Origin of the sequence: Aquabacterium parvum (genome assembly GCF_001447195.1) — a bacterium.
GTDB lineage: Bacteria > Pseudomonadota > Gammaproteobacteria > Burkholderiales > Burkholderiaceae_C > Aquabacterium > Aquabacterium parvum.
The window spans coordinates 1-17,627 of the sequence record NZ_LFRI01000538.1; the positions used below are offsets into that span (position 1 = coordinate 1).

The 17,627-nt window shown below is 66.4% G+C and carries 10 protein-coding genes; 6 read left to right on the forward strand and 4 right to left on the reverse strand.

The window, feature by feature from the left end:
- Positions 1–107: 107 nt before the first annotated feature.
- Positions 108–869 carry a sensor histidine kinase gene (locus tag ABG80_RS19480; RefSeq protein ID WP_058089227.1) on the reverse strand — a complete coding sequence of 254 codons (762 nt, stop codon included), beginning with the start codon at positions 867–869 and terminating at the stop codon, positions 108–110.
- A 219-nt stretch (positions 870–1,088) separates the two neighbouring features.
- Here ABG80_RS19480 and ABG80_RS19485 point away from each other — a divergent pair, with 219 nt between their 5' ends.
- The 3 genes from ABG80_RS19485 to ABG80_RS19495 are packed head-to-tail and all read left to right on the forward strand — an operon-like array spanning position 1,089 to position 9,119.
- Entirely contained in the window at positions 1,089–5,168 is a 4,080-nt protein-coding gene (locus ABG80_RS19485) for a response regulator (protein ID WP_058089228.1), read from the forward strand.
- A complete protein-coding gene (locus tag ABG80_RS19490) occupies positions 5,165–7,390 on the forward strand; it encodes a putative bifunctional diguanylate cyclase/phosphodiesterase (RefSeq protein ID WP_058089229.1) in 2,226 nt (741 codons plus the stop codon). The genes ABG80_RS19485 and ABG80_RS19490 overlap by 4 nt, the downstream gene beginning before the upstream one ends.
- Before the next feature lie 4 nt (positions 7,391–7,394).
- A complete protein-coding gene (locus tag ABG80_RS19495) occupies positions 7,395–9,119 on the forward strand; it encodes a GGDEF domain-containing protein (RefSeq protein WP_058089230.1) in 1,725 nt (574 codons plus the stop codon).
- A 16-nt stretch (positions 9,120–9,135) separates the two neighbouring features.
- On the opposite strand, the gene ABG80_RS19500 is transcribed toward ABG80_RS19495, so the two are convergent.
- Both ABG80_RS19500 and ABG80_RS19505 read right to left on the reverse strand, forming a co-directional pair.
- The gene (locus tag ABG80_RS19500) at positions 9,136–10,671 is read right to left on the reverse strand and encodes a bifunctional ADP-dependent NAD(P)H-hydrate dehydratase/NAD(P)H-hydrate epimerase (protein ID WP_058089231.1); all 1,536 of its coding nucleotides are present in this window, start codon (positions 10,669–10,671) and stop codon (positions 9,136–9,138) included.
- Between the two features lie 394 nt (positions 10,672–11,065).
- Entirely contained in the window at positions 11,066–11,884 is an 819-nt protein-coding gene (locus ABG80_RS19505) for a DUF3034 family protein (protein ID WP_058089320.1), read from the reverse strand.
- Between the two features lie 236 nt (positions 11,885–12,120).
- On the opposite strand from ABG80_RS19505, the gene ABG80_RS19510 reads away from it, so the two are divergent.
- From ABG80_RS19510 to ABG80_RS19520, 3 genes are read left to right on the forward strand one after another with little or no spacing between them, the layout of a single operon-like run.
- Positions 12,121–12,582, forward strand: coding sequence for a group I truncated hemoglobin (locus tag ABG80_RS19510; RefSeq protein ID WP_083506307.1), 462 nt, complete (start codon positions 12,121–12,123; stop codon positions 12,580–12,582).
- A gap of 12 nt (positions 12,583–12,594) precedes the next feature.
- Complete coding sequence (locus tag ABG80_RS19515; RefSeq protein WP_200964354.1) at positions 12,595–13,215, forward strand: methylamine utilization protein; 621 nt, start codon at positions 12,595–12,597, stop codon at positions 13,213–13,215.
- The gene (locus ABG80_RS19520; protein ID WP_058089234.1) at positions 13,212–15,650 is read left to right on the forward strand and encodes a putative bifunctional diguanylate cyclase/phosphodiesterase; all 2,439 of its coding nucleotides are present in this window, start codon (positions 13,212–13,214) and stop codon (positions 15,648–15,650) included. The genes ABG80_RS19515 and ABG80_RS19520 overlap by 4 nt, the downstream gene beginning before the upstream one ends.
- Before the next feature lie 24 nt (positions 15,651–15,674).
- On the opposite strand, the gene ABG80_RS19525 is transcribed toward ABG80_RS19520, so the two are convergent.
- Positions 15,675–17,585 carry a CotH kinase family protein gene (locus tag ABG80_RS19525; protein WP_152987761.1) on the reverse strand — a complete coding sequence of 637 codons (1,911 nt, stop codon included), beginning with the start codon at positions 17,583–17,585 and terminating at the stop codon, positions 15,675–15,677.
- Positions 17,586–17,627 lie beyond the last annotated feature (42 nt).

Genomic DNA, 17,627 nt, shown 5'->3' on the forward strand with positions numbered 1-17,627 from the left:
CAGGCCGCCACCATGGCCGCCTTGAAGGTCAAAAAGCTCAGCAACGAACTCCAGTTATCCCTCCTGTAGTGGCACGCTGACTAGGTCAACCTAGTCAAATCAACCACTTACAGCATTTGGTGTCGAACTCGGGTGAGCAGGTTTTCGACAACTCGGCGCAACAACGTGCTGTCGGCCTGCGCACACAAACCCGGCTGTATCACCCAGTCGACCGATGAACCAGAGGTGCACACCACCGACTGCTCGTCGGCCACGTCTCGCACCAGGCCCGACAAGTCGATGTCCTGGCGCCCCAGGGGCTCGGTGGCCAGTTGGGCTTGCGCCAGGATCGCGTCGATCATGCCGTTCATGCGGGACGAGGCGGCGAGCACGCGCTCCAGGTGATCCTGCCCCAGCTTGTCGAGGTGGCGACCGTAGTCTTCCTGCACGATGCGCGTGAAGCCATCGATCACGCGCAGGGGCGCCCGCAGGTCATGCGAGAGGGCGTAGCGCAGGGCCTCCTGCTCGACTTCGCGATCGGCGTCTGGCTCGGCGGCGCCCACCTCGCTGGCAGCGGGCAGGACGTCCTCCATCGCCGCGCACTCAGACGCCGGTGACAAGGCGGTTTCGGCCACGGAGTGATCAGGCTCGGGCTCAACGCTCGTGGGCGTGTTGCGACCGGCATCGGCTCGCGGCACCGGGGTCTCGGCGACGTGCACCGGGACAGGGGCAACGGAGGGCAACAACCTGAGCAGCACCCTCACCAGCGCCGCCACCGACAGCCAGGACCCGGCAGCCAGCACCCAGGCCCAGGCAGGTGCGTCGGTGACGAGCAAAGCCAGGGCAAAACACAGGCCGGCAACGCCCCAGCCAGGGATCAACGCCCCCATTTCGGGCCTGGTGGCCCTGGGCTCATCCGACGGTCCGTTGTGAATCCGCATTCAAACGATTGTAAGGAGGGCCGAAAGGGGTTTCTTCTGCTGGCCTGAAACTTTTCAGCCAAGCTAAAGTTCGTGAGATTGTTGACGATTGTCCCCTGATTCCCGGATGAATCATTTCCGGGCTCACCCTGTTTTCGCCAGATTCGGCAGCCCATTTTGACCGCACCCATGCGCACCCCCTGGAAGGCACTGATGTTGGTGATGTCCCTGGCCGGCACGTCGGCTGCGGGCTGGGCGTGGGGACCTGCGGGCGCTGGCTTGACCCTGGCCATGCTGGCATCGGGCAGCATCGGCTACCTGGCCCGCAGGCGCCCCCTGCCCGCACCCGAGCTGGGGCCGCCCCTGACCACGGTGCCCACCTCGTCCCCCAACAGCCAGCCCCAGGTCGATGCCGAGGCCCTGCAGGCCAGGCAAGAAGCCCACCTGAGGCTCATCCGGGACATCGCCGAACACGCTCGCTCCGCCGAAGCCCTTGGGCAGGCGCTCTCACGCGTCGGCGAGGCCCTGCACCGCCACCTGGGCTCCAGGGCTTGGGCCGCGCTGCAGGTTGACGGCTGGAACGGCGAGTCCGCTTTGCTGCGCCCCTGGGCTCACCAGGCCGGCGGCCCAGAACACATCGACGTCAGCGCCATCACCCCCACCCACCGCGATGACCGCCCGCTCGGTCAAGCGCTGGGCACGCTGAAGGCCACCGTCTCCGACTTGCGTCAGTCTGCCGGCACGCCCAGCCCCTGGCGCGCGGCAGGCACCCAACGCGTGCTGGCCCTGCCCGTGTCCGTCGACGGCTGGCCGCTGGCCATGCTCGAGTTCGACGACCCGGCCCGAGCGCATGCAGACGTGGAGGCGGTGCTGGAGGTCGCGGCCATCCAGCTCGGCTTCGTGGCGCAGCGAGACGCCAATCGGGCCCGCATGGCGAGCCACGAGGAGCACCTGGGCCGCCTGGCCCTGGTGGCGTCGCGCATCAGCAGTGGCGTGGCCATCACCGATCGCCATGGCACCATCGAGTGGATCAACGCCGCCTTCGTGGCTTTGACCGGCTGGCCTGAAGACCGGGTGCTGGGCCGCAAGCTGCCTGAGCTGCTCGCGCAAGAGGTGACCGACGCCGAGACCATCAACGAGTTGGAAAACCAGCTCGAACGTGGCGTGCCCTTCCGCATCTCTTACGAGGCTGGGCGCCAGAGCGCCCAAAGCATCACCCGCTACTGGGGGGAGATCGACGCCATCCAGATGCTCGATGAAACCGGCGGGCGCAACCAGTACGTCTGCCTCTTCACCGACATCACCAAGCGCAAGGCCCAAGAGCACGTGCGCGACCAGGAGCGCGAGTTCCTCGAAGCGCTGCTGGGCAACCTGCCGGTCAGCCTGTTCGTGCTGGATCCGGTCAACCTCAACGTGGTGGCCATCAACCGCTACACCGAGATCGAGTTCTCGCTGCAGCGCGACCGTGTGGTCGGGCGCCCGTTCGAGCAGGCGCTGGGCAAGTCGGTCATGGGACTGACGCAGCCGCACATGCAGCAGGCCGTCGACAGCGGCGAAACCGTGGAGCACGATTTCACCTGGCAAGGCGAAGCAGGCGTGCGCGTGGTCAACGCGCGGCACTTCGCGTTGCGCCACAGCAATGGCCGCCCTCGCCTGCTGATTTCGCTGGTGCGTGACATCACCGCGTCGCGTCAGGCGCAGGCCGATCTGGAAGAGTCGGAGCGGCGTTTCCGCGAGCTCGTTGAGTCCATGGACGACGCCGTCTATGTGGCCACGGAGAGCCGCGGCCGCTTCCTCTACCTCAGCCCGCGCACCCATGAGTTGCTGGGGCTGCCAGGCGAAGACATCCAGGCCCGTGCCGAGCGGGTGCACGCGCTGGTCGTGCCCGAGGACATCCCTCTCCTGCGCGAGCAGGAGGCGCAAGAGCGGCTGGGCCTGAACACCGACACCCTGCTGCGCCTGCAGATCCCGGGCAAAGGCCTGCGCTGGATGCGTCACCGCAGCCGCACGCGTCGGCTTGCCGGGGGCGACACACGGGTCTACGGCCTCGTCTCGGACGTGACGGACGAGCACAACCAGGCGCTGGAGCTGCAACGCGCACGCGACATGGCCGAGGCCGCCAGCCAGGCCAAGAGCCAGTTCATGGCCAACATGAGCCATGAAATCCGCACGCCCATGAACGGCATCCTGGGCATGACGGAGCTGTTGCTGGGCACGCCGCTCAACGACAAGCAGCGGCGCTTTGCCCAGGCGGTCTACCGCTCCGGCGAAAGCCTGCTGGAGATCATCAACGACATCCTGGACTTCGCCAAGATCGAGGCCGGCCGGCTCGAACTCGCCAACAGCGACTTCGTGCTGCGCACCCTGGTTGAAGACACGCTGGAGCTGATGGCCCCCCGCGCCCACGAAAAGGGCCTGGAGCTGTCCTTCCGCGAGCAACCCGGCCTGCCCAGCGTCATCCACGGCGACCCCCTGCGCCTGCGCCAGATCCTCACCAACCTGGTGGCCAACGCCATCAAGTTCACCGAGCATGGCGAGGTGGTGGTCGACATCCGCCGGGGCATGGGCGGCACCGTGCACAGCAGTGCGCCGTCTGAAAGCCAGCACATCGAGCTGGAGTTCATGGTGCGCGACACCGGCATCGGCATCCCCAGCGAGGTCATCCCCAGGCTGTTCAGCGCTTTCGTGCAGGCCAACGTGGGCATGGCGCGCCGCTATGGCGGCACCGGCCTGGGCCTGGCCATCTCCAAGCAACTGGTCGAGCTCATGGGTGGGCAGATCGAGGCGCACAGCGCGCCGGGTGTCGGCTCCGAGTTCGTCTTCCGCGTGCCCGTGTCGGTGGGCGAGACCCAGATCGACATGGCCCTGATCGAAGAGCCCGAGATGCCGGCCTTCAATGTGCTGGTGGTCGATGACAACGACACCAACCGCACCGTCATCGAGAACATGCTGACGGCCTGGGGCATGAAGGTCACCCAGGCCACCAACGGCCGCGAAGCGCTCGACATCCTCATGGCCCACCCCACGCAGGACGCCGACTTCGACCTGGCCCTGGTGGACATGAACATGCCCGAGCTCGATGGCCTGGGCCTGGCAGACGCCCTGCATCGCAGCGAGCGCTACCCGCAACTCAAGATGGTCCTGCTGTCCTCGGTGTCCTCGCCGGACGACGTGCGCAAAGCGCAGGACGCCGGCTTCCAGCGCTTCGTGCCCAAACCCCTGCGCAAGGCTGAGCTGCGCCAGGCCATCCTGGGCATTTCGGCCGAGCTGGGTGGCGACCTGCCCCACGACATGCCCCGCATCAACAAATCCGTGCTGGTCATCGAAGACAACCCGGTCAACCAGGAGGTCTGCACGCAGATGCTCAAGCGCCTGGGCTGCGAGGTCAAGGTGGCCTCGTCGGCGCTCGAAGGCCTGCGCCGGCTGGGCGAGCAGCGCTTCGACCTCGTGCTCATGGACATCCAGATGCCCGGCATGGACGGCGTCGAGGCCCTCAGCTGGTTCCGCAGGGGCTCGAACACGCGCTTCACGTTCCTGACGCCGTCCGTCACACCGGTGATCGCTGTCACGGCCAACGCCCTGGAGGGCGACGAGCAGCGCTTCCTCGACGTGGGCTTCGACGACTACCTCTCCAAGCCCTTCCGCCAGAGCCAGCTGCAGAAGGTGCTGGTCGAGCACACGCACCCGGAAGGCTGGGGCGAACAGCCGTCGCCAACCGATGTCGCACCTGCGGCTGCACCCGAGACCGCTGCAACGCCCGCGACGCCTGCAACACCTGCCGCGCCGCTCGCCACCGCAACATCGGCCCATGCCGAACCCGGGGCAACCCTTGGCCAGCCTGTGGCAGATGCGCCACCACCCGCCCCCGCGCAGGCCGAGACGGGCGCGACCTCTGCGAAGGCCACGACGGCCACAGAACTCTTCGATGCCGACGCCCTGCGTCGCCTGCGCGACCTCGACCCCCGAGGCGAAAACCGTTTGTTCGAGCGCGTCAGCAAAGCCTTCGAGGCCTCCGCCTCGCGCTTGTTGCCTCAACTCGACGAGGCCATCCGCACGAATGACCGCAGCTCGATCCTCCACGTCGCGCATACACTCAAGTCTTCCTCGGCCAGCATCGGCGCGCTCAAGCTGTCACATTTGTGTGCCGAAATCGAAACCATGATCAGGCGCCAGAGCGAAGAAGACTTCTCAGAACGCCTGCGGGCCGTGCCCGTGGAGGTTGAACACGTCCTGGCGGGCCTGCGTGCCCTGCTGGAGCAACCCTCATGACGGTGACCTCGGACTTCGCCTTCGAGGACGGCCAGGAGCAGCCCAAGGTGCTGCTGGTCGATGACGACGAAGTGAACCTGCTGCTGACCTCGATCGCCTTGCGCGAACGCGGCTTCGCCATCACCGAGGCCAGCTCGGGTGAACAAGCCTTGCAGATGCTCTCTGACTGGCTGCCCGACGTGATCGTGCTCGATGCCGTCATGCCTGGCCTGGATGGCTTCGCCACCTGCCGTGAACTGCGTCACATGCCAGGCTACGAGTCCGTGCCCGTGCTCATGTTGACCGGCCTGGACGACGACGCCTCCATCACCCGCGCCTACGAGGCCGGCGCCACCGACTTCTTCGTCAAAAGCACGCAATGGAGCCTGCTGGCCGGGCGCCTGCGCTACCTGCTGCGCGCCGCTCGCACACGCGACGAACTCGAACGCAGCAAGTCCAAACTGGCCCGCGCACAAGACCTCGCTCGCATGGGCAGCTTCGACTGGCGCAAGGGCGCGGGCGACCTGTCCTTCTCGGTCGAAGGCCTGCGTGTCTTCGGCCTGGGCTCACACGACCACCTGGGCCTCAAGAGCATCCTGCGCATGTTGCCCGATGAGGAGCGGCGAGGCTTTGCCCGCATCCTCCACGAGGTGCTCGACCACGGCACCATCCTGTGCAACGATGTCCAGATCAGCCTGGCCGATGGCCGCCGCCGCATCCTGCACGTCGAGGTCGAACCGGAGTTCAACGAACTGGCCTGTCTGATCGGCTACACCGGCATCGTGCAGGACGTGACCGACCGGCGCGTCGCCGAGGACAAGATCAAGCACCTGGCCAACTTCGACACGCTCACCGGCTTGCCCAATCGACGCCAGGTGTTCTGGCGCAGCGAGCGCGCCATCGAGTACGCCAAACGCCTGAATCACCGCGTGGCGCTGCTGCAGGTGGGCCTGGACCGCTTCAAGATCATCAACGAGAACCTGGGCCACCATGCTGGCGACGAGTTGCTCATCGAGGTCTCCAGGCGCCTGCGCAACTGCGTGCGCCACTCCGACCAGATCATCGAAGGCAACCTCGACACCAACGGGCACCGCGCGCACCGGACCCTCGAAGCCGTGGGTCGACTTGGCGCCGACGAATTCGTCGTGCTGCTGCCCGAGGTGAGCAACGAGCGCGAAGCCATGTCCACGGCCTACGTCATCCTCGACGCCCTGCGCGAGCCGATGATGGTGGCCGGCCAGGAGTGCTTCATCACGGCCTCGGTGGGCGTGGCGGTGTTTCCGCAGCACGGCCTGAACGTGGCCGACCTGCTGCGCAACGCCGACGTCGCCATGGCCCTGGCCAAAAGCCAGGGCCGCAACACCGCGCAACTGCACGATCCGCAACTGGCTTCGAAGGGCCGCGTGCGGCTGGACCTGGACACCGCCCTGCACAAGGCCCTGGAGCGCAAGGAGCTGGTGCTGCACTACCAGCCCAAGATCGACGTGCGCACCAACCAGATGGTGGGCGCCGAGGCCTTGATGCGCTGGAACCGCAACGGCCAGCTGGTGCCTCCGGGCGACTTCATTCCGCTGGCCGAGGCCACCGGCCTGATCAACCACATGAGCCTGTGGGCCATCGACGAGGCCGCGCGACAAGCCGCCGAATGGCACCGCAGCTTCGGCTTCGACGCGTCCATCGCCGTCAACCTGCCCTCTCGCCTGTTCGAGCAAAGCGACCTGGTCGAGAAGATCGAGGCCATCTTGAAAGCGCGCCAGGTGCCGCCGCGCGCCATCGAGCTCGAGATCACCGAAACCGGCCTGATGAAGGACCTCCAAGGCGTCGTGCCCTCGCTGCACCGGCTCAACCAACTGGGCACCGAGATCTCGATCGACGACTTCGGCACGGGCTATTCCTCTCTGTCCTACCTGACCACGCTGCCGATCAGCGAGCTCAAGATCGACCGCTCCTTCGTTCGCGACCTGGGCGACACGCCGCAGAGCTCGGCCATCGTTTCGGCCATCATCGCGTTGGCCAGGGCCCTGGGGCTGCGCGTGGTCGCAGAAGGCGTGGAAAAGCTCTCGCAGATGGAAGTGCTCTACAACCTGGGCTGCCACATCTGCCAGGGCTTCCTGTACGCTCGTCCGATGTCCCCGGCCGACGTCGAACAATGGCTGCAGGACACCCAGCAGGGGCAGACCTTGCCTCGCCTTGGCAACCTGACGAACGAGCATGCATCGCGCCTGGTGAGCGTGCCACGCTGAAACCATGTCCCAGACCCCTGCGAACCTGGCCAAGGCCGCCCTGCGGCGGCTCGCCGAGCAAAGGCTCGAACCCACGCCCGAGAACTACCGCAAGGCCTACGAGGCCGAGTCGGGAGCGCCAAGCGCGGAATCTGGTGCCACCGACAAGCCCCTGGACAAGGCCACCCCAGCCGACACCACCAGCCAGGCTGAAGAGGGTGAACGCTGGTCCAAATTGATCGGGCGCATCCTGCGTGGCGCCGAGCGCGGTGGACGTCAGTGGACGGCCGCTCGCAAAAAGGACAGCCTGCAGCGCGTGCTCGAGGGCAGCAAAAGTTCGGGCCAGCGCCTGCACCAGCGCTTGAGCCAGCTGGTGCAAAGTTGGGACAGCGACACCCTGGACAACGCCCCGCTGGAAGACGATGGGGCGGTGGACGCGGCGGCATCGCCCGATGCCTCGACTCAGACTGCAGCAACGCCGATGGCGACCCCGATCGCGCCTGAGCACGCAAGCTCGGTGGGCGCGGCGAACCAGGCACAGCCGTCGCAGCCAGCGTCATCCGGACCTTCTTCAAGCTGGTCAGCCAGCGCGCGCACCGCGGTCGATGAGCTGGTGCGAACGGTGCAGGTGGCACTGCCCCCCGCTTCGGCGAGCCCACGCGCCCAAGCCACGGCGCAGGCCCTGACGGCCGCTGCCCAAGCCCAATCCAGCGTCCATGAGGCTTGCGCCCAGGCACGCGGCATCATCGAGCAACGCCACCGCCTGCTCGATCAGCTCATGGGCTTGTGCCAATCCCTGACCGACAGCCTGGTCGACCTGGCCGAAGACGAAAGCTGGGCCCAAGGTCAGGCCCAGGCGATGCGCCACCAGCTCGCAGAAGGCATCGACAGCCGAGGCTTGCGCCATGTCCAGCAACTGCTCGATGACGCGCGCATCAAGCAACAACAACTCAAACTCGAACGCGAGAACGCGCGTGAGGCACTCAAGCAACTCATCCAGCAGATGCTTCAGGAAATCGGCGAGTTGGGCAACACCACCGACCGATTCCAGTCCAACCTGGGTCGCTACGCCGACACCATCGACCAGGCCGACTCGCTCGAGAGCCTGACCGGCGTGGTGCGCGAGATGGTGGCCGAAAGCCGCTCGGTGCAGTCGGTGGTCGCGCAGACCCAGTTCAAGCTGCAGGAAGAGCACAGCAAGGCCCACGCCCTGAGCGAGCGCGTGAAAACGCTCGAGGACGAGATCCGCAAGCTCTCCGACGAAGTCTCCACCGACCCGTTGACCCAGATCGCCAACCGCCGCGGCATGATGCGGGCCTTCGAGGCCGAACAGGCGCGCGTTGAACGCCAGGGCACGACGCTGGCCATCGGCCTGCTCGACGTCGACAATTTCAAGAAGCTGAACGATCAGCTGGGGCACCAGACCGGAGACGAGGCCCTGAAGTTCCTCGCACGGCGCGTCAGCGAATGCCTGCGGCCTGTGGACGTGGTGGCGCGCTACGGGGGCGAGGAGTTCGTGGTCATGCTCCCGGACACGCCGGTCGACGAAGGCCAGCAAGCGCTGACGCGACTGCAGCGCACGCTCAGCGCGGAGTTCTTCACCCACGACGAGCACAAGGTGTTCATCACCTTCTCGGCAGGGGTGACGGCCTACCGCCCAGGCGAGCCCATCGAGGCCGCGCTGGAGCGCGCCGACATCGGCCTGTACGAGGCCAAGCGCACGGGCAAGAACCGCACCTGCGTGAACTGAGCCGAGCTGGGCCAGCTCAAACCTTCAAGCTGCACAGGCGACGCAGGGCGTGGGGCACCAGGTCCGGCAAATCATCGGCGATCAGACCTGGGCCAAAGGCCCGCGCTGCTTCACCATGCAACCACACCGCCGCCGAAGCGGCCTGCCAGGCGGGCATGCCCTGCGCCAGCAGGCCCAGCACCAAGCCCGCCAGGACGTCGCCCGAACCAGCCGTGGCCAGTTCGCTGGGCGCATTCCGATTGAGGCTGGCACGCCCATCGGGTGAGGCCACCACGGTGTCGGCCCCCTTGAGCAGCACCACGGCCCCACTCAGGCGCGCGGCTTCGCGGGCGCGCTCCAGCTTGCTGGCCGCCACCGCCAACTGCGGGCCGCGAAACAGCCGGTTGAACTCCCCGTCATGCGGCGTCAGCACCACCGGACGGCTGTGTCCGGCGATGGCCGCGAACAGCAGCGAGGGGTCTTCGGCGAACACCGTCAGCGCATCGGCGTCGAGCACCACCGGGCGCCCACTGGCGAGCAAGGTCAGCACCAGGGCACGCAGGCCACCGGCTTGCGTGCCACCCAGTGCGCCTGGGCCGATCAGCGCTGCGCTCAGGCGGTCATCGGCCAGCAGGGAGTTCAAACCTGCCTGCCACTGCGCCGCACCTTCGCCACCCACCGGGTGCACCATGATGCTGGTGAGCGACGCGGCGTAGACGGCCCAGGCCGACTGCGGCACGCACACAGTGGTGAGCCCAGCGCCCACGCGCGCGGCGGCACGGGCCGACAGACGGGCCGCTCCGGTCATCACCCCCCCGCCCCACACCAGGGCGTGCCCCCGGTGGTACTTGTGCCCAGCCTCATCGACCGAAGGCCAGGTGTCGGCCCACAGCTCGGGTCGGTTTTCCCAGGCCTGCGACCCCGCCTCGCGCACCACCGCATCCGGGATGCCGATGTCTGCCAGCACCACCTCGCCACACAGGCTGCGACCGGGCATGAGCAGGTGCGCGGGCTTGAGGCGGCAAAACGTCACCGTCAGCGCGCAAGGCACGGCGCCTTGCGAGCGCCCCGTGTCTCCGCACAGCCCGCTGGGCACATCGACCGCCACGATGGGCACGTGTCGCATGGCCACGCGCTCGAGCAGCTGCTGCACCGGCTCGTCCAGCGGACGGCTCAGCCCAGCGCCGAACAGGGCATCCACCACCAACTCGCCAGCTTGAGGGTTGGCCTCGCTCAGCGGATGCCAGCCCGCGCCACCTTTGTCATCGGCCAGCGCCAGCCACTCCCTGGCCGCCTCGGCTGCGTCGCCTCGAAGGGCTTGGGGAGGCGCCAAGGCGTGCACACGCACGGGCCAACCCCGTTGACGCAGCACGCGCGCCAGCACCCAACCATCGCCACCGTTGTTGCCCGGCCCGCACAGCACGTTCACAGGCCGAGGCGCCCAACGTTCCACGATGGCGCGGGCCACGGCTTCACCGGCCGCGCGCATGAGCACGATGCCAGGCGTGCCCCGTGCAATGGTGGCGGCATCGGCGCTCGCCATCTGGGTGGTGGTCAGGATTTCTGCGGCCATGGGTTCAACCTTCCTGACGTCAACTTTCGCACAGCAGAGGGCTGCTCCGTGCAAGCCGTCGCCATGTCGTGAGAAAACACACAGACGCACGAAAGGCGCTCGCGCACAATGAGTCCACGGTGATCGACGAGGTGTTCGTCAACCGTGAGGCCCCCGGGTAACGGAGGTCAAAAGGGTGCCAGACCTGCTCCACTCAGGTCGGCCGGGCGGTCCGGCTGCACCACGCCACCGGTGAGGTGGCTCCCCGCAAGGGGTACAGGACTGGGGATCGCCCCACCGGTCCAGGCCCTCCGGTTGTGAGTGGCCGCAGCGCAGCCCGTGTCGCCTTGAGCGCGCGGGCTGTTTTTTTGCGTGCACGCGCCTCACAAGGCACGCGCCACAGCGCTTGTGACCGTCAGAAGCCGACTTGTGCCGACAAGTACAGGCTGCGCTGACTCGGCTTGTCGGCGATGTTGCCCAGCTCCAGCCAGGCTGCGGTCAGGCTCAGGTTGCGGTGCGGGAACCAGGCCACGAAGGCGTCCCAGGCGTTCTCTTCCTTGAACGCACTGAGTCGATCCGGCTTGGCGCGCCATTCGGCGCCCACGGCCAGGTCGTCGCGCACCAACACGGCCAGGCTGGCCTCTGGCATCAACTGGTGGCGGTTGCCCAGGTCACCACCGAACCCCAGGATCCCGAACTGGTTGGCCCGCGTGGCACGCAAGGTCAAGTTGCCCAACACGTTGCGGCCCCAGGCTGCACCCAGCCAGACTTTGGTGGCGGCCACGTACCAGTCGGTGTCCGATCCGCGCGTGGCCCCCAGCAAGGTGGGCACGAGCTTGAAATCCTCGTTGTGCTTGTGCTGAAAGCCGACGCTCACCTGCGGCCACCACACGTCCTGGTCGTAGACAGCGTCGCCCAGCACGCGCACCTTGGCGCCCAGCACGTTCATCTGCGCACTCTTGCCAGGCACCGTGTCGCTGAACTTGAAACTCCAGCGGGCCATGGACACCTCGATGCGGTTCTTCACCCCCACAGCGACGCCCTGGATGTTCAGGTTGAACTTGCCCTGCGTGCGGATGTGGGTGGCGTAAGCCGAAGCACCGACTTGGTCGCTGCTGCCGTTGCCGCCAATGACGGCCCAGGGTGTGAGTCCTCCGCCCGCGGCGCCCTCGATCTGTGAGACGCCCGACGTGCCCAGCAGGCGATCTCCTGCCCAGGCCGGGAGCACGCCCATCCAGCCAACCAAGGCCAAGCATGGCCAGGCGGCGAATCGCGACCTCGAGGTCAGGAATGTGAAAGAAGCGCCCATCAGTGGATCCTCCAGCCGTCAAGCCATGCGCCAAGCTGACGCATCTTCCCGTGAATTCTGGGCAGACATCCGCAGAAATGGCACCGTGATCACCCCATTCTCCAGGAAACCCCCCTCCTCAAAACTGACACAGTGGCGATCATTGCCAACGAGTGACGCTCATGCCCCCTCCTGCAACACCCCATCGCCTTGGGCGCCCGTTCGGCCTGGTGCTGTTTGCGCTCGCCTGCCAACTCGCCGCCTGCGGCAGCACCCCACCCTCGCCCCCGCTGTTTCAGCAGCTGGGCGGTGTCGAAGGCATCCAGGCCGTCAGCAGCGCGATGCTGCAGCGCATGTCGACCGACCCGCGCACCAAACGCACGTTCGACGGCATCAACTTGCGCACGCTTTCAGCCAGCCTGGCAGCGCACCTGTGCAAGGTGGCAGACGGCCCCTGCGTGTACGAAGGCGAGACGATGCGCAACGCACACGCCGACCTGGGCCTGGGAGGCTCGGAGTTCGAAACCACGGTGCAGATGCTGCGCGACGAACTCGACCGCGCAGGTGTGCCGCAAGGGGCCAAAAACGAGTTGCTCCGCCGGTTGGCACCCAGCCGCCGCGACATCGTCACCACCGACCGCTGAGAGGCCTCACCCATGTGCCAGCCGAAACTTTCGCCACCCAATCTCGTCGTCGGGATCTGGATGAGCCTGGCGTGCGTGCCGGCCCTTGCAGCCCCTGTGAGCGTGACCGTGCTGGACGCCAACGGCTCGCCGGCAGCCGATGCCGTCGTGTCCGTTGAAGTGAGCGGCAGCAAGCCGACCGCCCCGCCCGGCACCCAGGCCGAGATGGGGCAACGCGGGCGGGCCTTCACGCCAACCCTGCTGGTGGTGCAGACCGGCACGGCCGTGAGCTTCCCGAACTTCGACACCGTGCGTCACCACATCTATTCCTTCTCCCCGGCCAAGCCATTCGAGATCAAGCTCTATTCGGGCACCCCCGCCGCACCCGTGGTTTTCGACAAAGCTGGCACCGCCATCCTGGGCTGCAACATCCACGATCGCATGACGGCCTTCATCCACGTGGTCAACACCCCGCATTTCGCCATCGCCAACCCAGCAGGCGTGGTCAAGCTGGACGTGCCCGCCGGAGACCACACGCTGCAGGTCTGGCACATGCAGATGGGCGACAAACAAGCGCCACAGCGCCAAAGCATCAAGGTCCCTGTGGCGGGCAACACGAGCGTCGTCCGACTCGGGGGGCCGCCCAAGCCATGAACACCGGCGGTGACACCCTGGTCGATGCACTCCCGATGCGGCGCCGGTTGGCGTTTCGCATCGTCGCGCTCTTCCTGGGTCTGTTGCTGCTGGTGCAGGTTGTCACCTTTGCACTCGTTCAGCGCAGCATCGACCAAAACGCCCGAGAGTTGCTGGGATCCTCACTGGACCTGGGCGAGCAGGTTTTCAGGCGGCTGCTGCGGCAAAGCGCCACCCACCTGAGCGAGTCGACGCGTGTGCTGGCGGCAGACTACGGGTTCCGCGAGGCCCTCTCCAGCGGCGACACCGAGACGCTGGTATCGGCGCTGGAGAATCAGGGCGAACGCACAGGCGCCAGCTTTTCGATCATCACCGACGCCCAAGGCGCAGTTCAAGCGACCACCGGCCCCCGTTCGGCCGAACTGACGGGACTGGTTCAGCGCGCCATCCGACAAGCCGAGTCCACCGAGGACCCGGGTGAGTCGGGCGTGATCGTGGCCATGGGCAAACAGGTGCTGCAACTGGTGGCGGTGCCGATCCGTGCGCCACTGACCATCGGTTGGGTGGTCATGGGCTACCAGCTCGACGAGCGACTGGTGCGCGACATGAAACAGCTCACCGCCATGAGCCTGGTGATCGTCACGCGGACCCAGGCGGGCGGCTGGCAAGCGGCCTTGTCCTTGCTTGGCGATGACGCCCGCCAATCGCTGCTGGGCCAGTGGATGCCGGCCGCCTCGGCGTCGGCGGCCTCCGGCGCCAACCGCATGTCTTTCGAGCTGCCGGACGGCCTGCACGTGGCTCGCCTGCACGCGCTCGGCAACGACGCACAGGTGCCGATCTATGCCGTGATGCTGAGGTCGGTGGATGCCGCCGTCGCGCCATTTCAGCAACTGCAACTGGCCATCCTCGCGCTCAATGGCTTCGGTGTGCTGGCGTTCGCCATCGGCAGCGCCATGACGGCACGCCGCATCACGACGCCTGTCACCAGCCTCACCCGACTGGCTGCGCGCCTGGCACGTGGCGACTTCAACGCGCCCATCCCACGCCATGGCGATGACGAAATCGGCGAGCTCGCCGAGGCCTTCGAGTCGATGCGCCAGGCCGTTCACCAGCGCGAAAGCGAGATCCGCCGCAGCGGCCTGACCGACGCCCTGACCCGTTTGCCCAACCGCGCTGGCTTCACCATCGCCGTGCGCGATGCGGTGGCGCGGGCCGTGGCACAGAACACCGGCTGCGCGGTCGTCATGCTCAACCTCGATCGTTTTCGGCATGTCAACAACGTGCTGGGCACCGACGCCGGCGACCAGCTGTTGCAGCGCGTCGCTCGCCTGCTGCATGAAAAGCTGAACGAGGCCGAGCACACCGTGGCCCGACTCGGTGGCGATGAATTCGCGATCCTTCTGGCCCATGGCGGCGTCGACGAGGCGCTGGCGGTGTCACGCCGAGTTCAGCAAGTGCTCGAAGCCACCATCGACCTCAACGGCAGCACGGTGGACCTGGGCGCGGGCATCGGCATCGCGGCATGCCCGACTCACGCCACCGACGACGCCAACCTCATGCGCCGCGCCGAGCTGGCCATGCACCATGCCAAACAAGCGCAGACCGGCTGCACCATCTTCCGGCCCGAGCTGGATGTCAAATCCGACGCCGCCTTGTCCCTGCTCGGCGAGCTGCGCCAGGCGGTCGAGCAAAACGAATTCCGCCTCTTTCTGCAGCCCAAGGTTTGTTTGCGCAGCGGCAGTGTCGTGGGCGCCGAGGCCCTGATCCGTTGGGCACACCCTGCACGTGGCATGGTGCCCCCCGGTTTGTTCATCCCGTTCGCGGAGCAGTCGGGCTTCATCCGCCAGATCACCAGCTGGCTGCTGATCGAGTCGATGCGCACCTGGCGAAGCTGCGCCGATAAGGGCCTGCGCCTGCAGATGTCGATCAACCTCTCTGCACGCGACCTGATCGACCCCGAACTGCCCGCGCGCGTGAGCGCGCTGCTGCAAGAACACCAGGTGCCCGCCAGCGCGATGTGCCTGGAGATCACCGAAAGCGCGATCATGGACGATCCCAATCGCGCGCAGCAAACACTCGAGCAGTTCCATGACATGGGCCTGCAGATGTCGATCGACGACTTCGGCACCGGCTACTCGTCGCTGGCCTACCTCAAGCGCCTGCCCGTTCACGAACTCAAGATCGACCGCTCTTTCGTGATGAACATGCACCACGATGCCCAGGACGCCAAGATCGTGCGGTCGGTGGTCGACCTGGCGCACAACCTGGGTCTGAAAGTGACGGCCGAAGGCCTGGAAGAAGGCGCTGCCTGGGGTCTGCTGGGCAAGCTGGGCTGTGACATCGCCCAGGGCTACTGGATCGCCAAACCCATGCCAGCAGACCAACTGCCGCAGTGGGTGTCAAGCTGGGTGCCCCCTGTGCAGCAGGCCTCGCCCGAGTTGGCCGAGGCCCACTGAGCCACTCAAGCCCTCAGGCGCCCATCAAGGCAAAGCCACGGGCGATGGCAACAATTGCTCATCCATCCAGGCTGCGCGCCGCGCCAACCAGGTTCGCAGGTGAGACACCTCCGCCTCGTAGCTGCCCAGCGCCAGGGGGCTGGGTGAGATGGGTGTGTTCAAGACGTCCCAACGCTGGAAGTTGCGCTCCTGGCTGGCCTGCAGGACCTCGGCGCTTTGCTGGATGTAAGCCTGCAAAGCCGGCAACTGCTGCCTCAAGTGCTGCCAACGGGCTTTGACATGCTGCTCGAAAGCGGGGTCGGTGAGCAGCTGCTTGATGTAGGACGCATTGACATTGCCCGGCTCACGCAGCCACCAACCGATGGGCGACGCGTTGTCATTGAACTTCACGTTTCCGGCTGCCAGATCGAAATCCCACAGAGGCCCGAACGTGAGCTTGCCCCCGCGCTCCTTCTTGACAAAGGTGCTGGAGTAGAAGGCATCGTTGTTGCGCAGGTACTCGTTGATCAGGTAGAAATCGACCAAGGCCTCGACATCCAGGTGAGCCGCATACCCGTTGACCGGATCCCGATGATCGCTGCCAAACAGCGCCGACTCCATGGCGTTGACCACGTCACGGATGTGCGTGACCTGGGTTGCATCCAGGACATCGGACTTCACTGTGTAGGGGCGCATGCTCTGGCTGCGAAACCAGTGGGTTTCATCGAGCCTGGCATCGATCTCCAGGAAGAACCCCGCATCGACATCTTCAGGGCTGATGGCCTGTGCGCCGATGTTCACGCGGTGATCCGCCACCTTGACGTGCTCGACGAATTGGTAGAGCCCCAGGAAGTCGTTGTTGAGCCGCAATTCAACATGGTGCGCCGCTGGCGTGTAGGCCATGCCCATCACCCGCCCCAGACACAGCGCCACCGCGTTGCGCAGCATGGTCTTGTCGGTGTGATTGGCCAACAGAGCCCAATCCTTGTCCGACGTCATCCCGAGCACCTTGCTCTTGCTGTCGAATTTCAGTCGATATGGCTTCTTCTCCAGGTTCCAGGTGGAGTTGCCGCGCCCGCGAATCTTGGTCGACAAGTTCAAAGCCTGAGGGAAGTCCGCCGTGGCCCCCATGGTGAGCTGGGCCTGGACGTAACTCTCCTTGTCCACAACGGGCGCTCCGCCAGCCGTGTCGATGACCACCAGCGGAGGGGGCAGCGTGACGCAGGTGTGAGGCACGAACGCCGCCTTGGTTTCATGCACCAGCGTGCGTGCTCCGACGGTGTGGAGCAACTGGCCTGTTTCGGCCTGGGTGTAGCGCCCGATGATGGGCGCCAGCACCTCGGCGGCCGCCCGAGTGGACGCACCCGTTGGCCCCGCATCACCCGCAGAGGTCTGCGAGTGCGCCTGCGCGCCCTGACGCAGGGCTGTCACGACCCAAGCATCGAGTTTCTTCAAGTCCCGCTGTTCGTCGGAGCCGGGGGCTGCCAACAAGGAAACCTCGTCGGGCAGGCCCAGCGTGCGCTTCAATTCGGACTCGACGAGGGCGATGTCCTCCTCCTCGCCCTGGCCTGGCGCCGACCGATGCATGGCCAACAAGGTGCTCAGCCCCGTGACAACCGCGCCATCGTCGCGCGCCGGCGTGGCCATCACGAACGCACCAGCGGGCAAAGGGGCAACCGGCAGCGTCTGGGTTGGTTGATCAGGCACCTGCACCACCAGGTTCATGGCGTGTGCGGCCATCAGCGTCGGACGCGGGAACTGGAACGCACCACCCGCCTGAACCGCGCCGCCTGGCTCCGTGTCATCGCAGAGCAAGTCGCCGTTGGTGTCCAGGCAAACCCAGGCGCCCTCGGTACCCTCGGCCAGCACTTCCCCCGAGACCGTCGTTTCGTTGCACCCAGACAGAAGCAACAAGCCCCCGAGCAAGGACGCCGTTGTCAAGATTCTTTGAGCCATGTTCACCTCGCGACGTGTGTCGCGCCTCCCGTTGTTGTCATG

Excerpts from the sequence above, each read along its gene's own strand:
- ABG80_RS19480 (WP_058089227.1), bottom strand. The coding sequence starts at position 869 with ATGGGGGCGTTGATCCCTGGCTGGGGCGTTGCCGGCCTGTGTTTTGCC.
- ABG80_RS19485 (WP_058089228.1), top strand. The coding sequence starts at position 1,089 with ATGCGCACCCCCTGGAAGGCACTGATGTTGGTGATGTCCCTGGCCGGC.
- ABG80_RS19490 (WP_058089229.1), top strand. The coding sequence starts at position 5,165 with ATGACGGTGACCTCGGACTTCGCCTTCGAGGACGGCCAGGAGCAGCCC.
- ABG80_RS19495 (WP_058089230.1), top strand. The coding sequence starts at position 7,395 with ATGTCCCAGACCCCTGCGAACCTGGCCAAGGCCGCCCTGCGGCGGCTC.
- ABG80_RS19500 (WP_058089231.1), bottom strand. The coding sequence starts at position 10,671 with ATGGCCGCAGAAATCCTGACCACCACCCAGATGGCGAGCGCCGATGCC.
- ABG80_RS19505 (WP_058089320.1), bottom strand. The coding sequence starts at position 11,884 with ATGGGCGTGCTCCCGGCCTGGGCAGGAGATCGCCTGCTGGGCACGTCG.
- ABG80_RS19510 (WP_083506307.1), top strand. The coding sequence starts at position 12,121 with ATGCCCCCTCCTGCAACACCCCATCGCCTTGGGCGCCCGTTCGGCCTG.
- ABG80_RS19515 (WP_200964354.1), top strand. The coding sequence starts at position 12,595 with ATGTGCCAGCCGAAACTTTCGCCACCCAATCTCGTCGTCGGGATCTGG.
- ABG80_RS19520 (WP_058089234.1), top strand. The coding sequence starts at position 13,212 with ATGAACACCGGCGGTGACACCCTGGTCGATGCACTCCCGATGCGGCGC.
- ABG80_RS19525 (WP_152987761.1), bottom strand. The coding sequence starts at position 17,585 with ATGGCTCAAAGAATCTTGACAACGGCGTCCTTGCTCGGGGGCTTGTTG.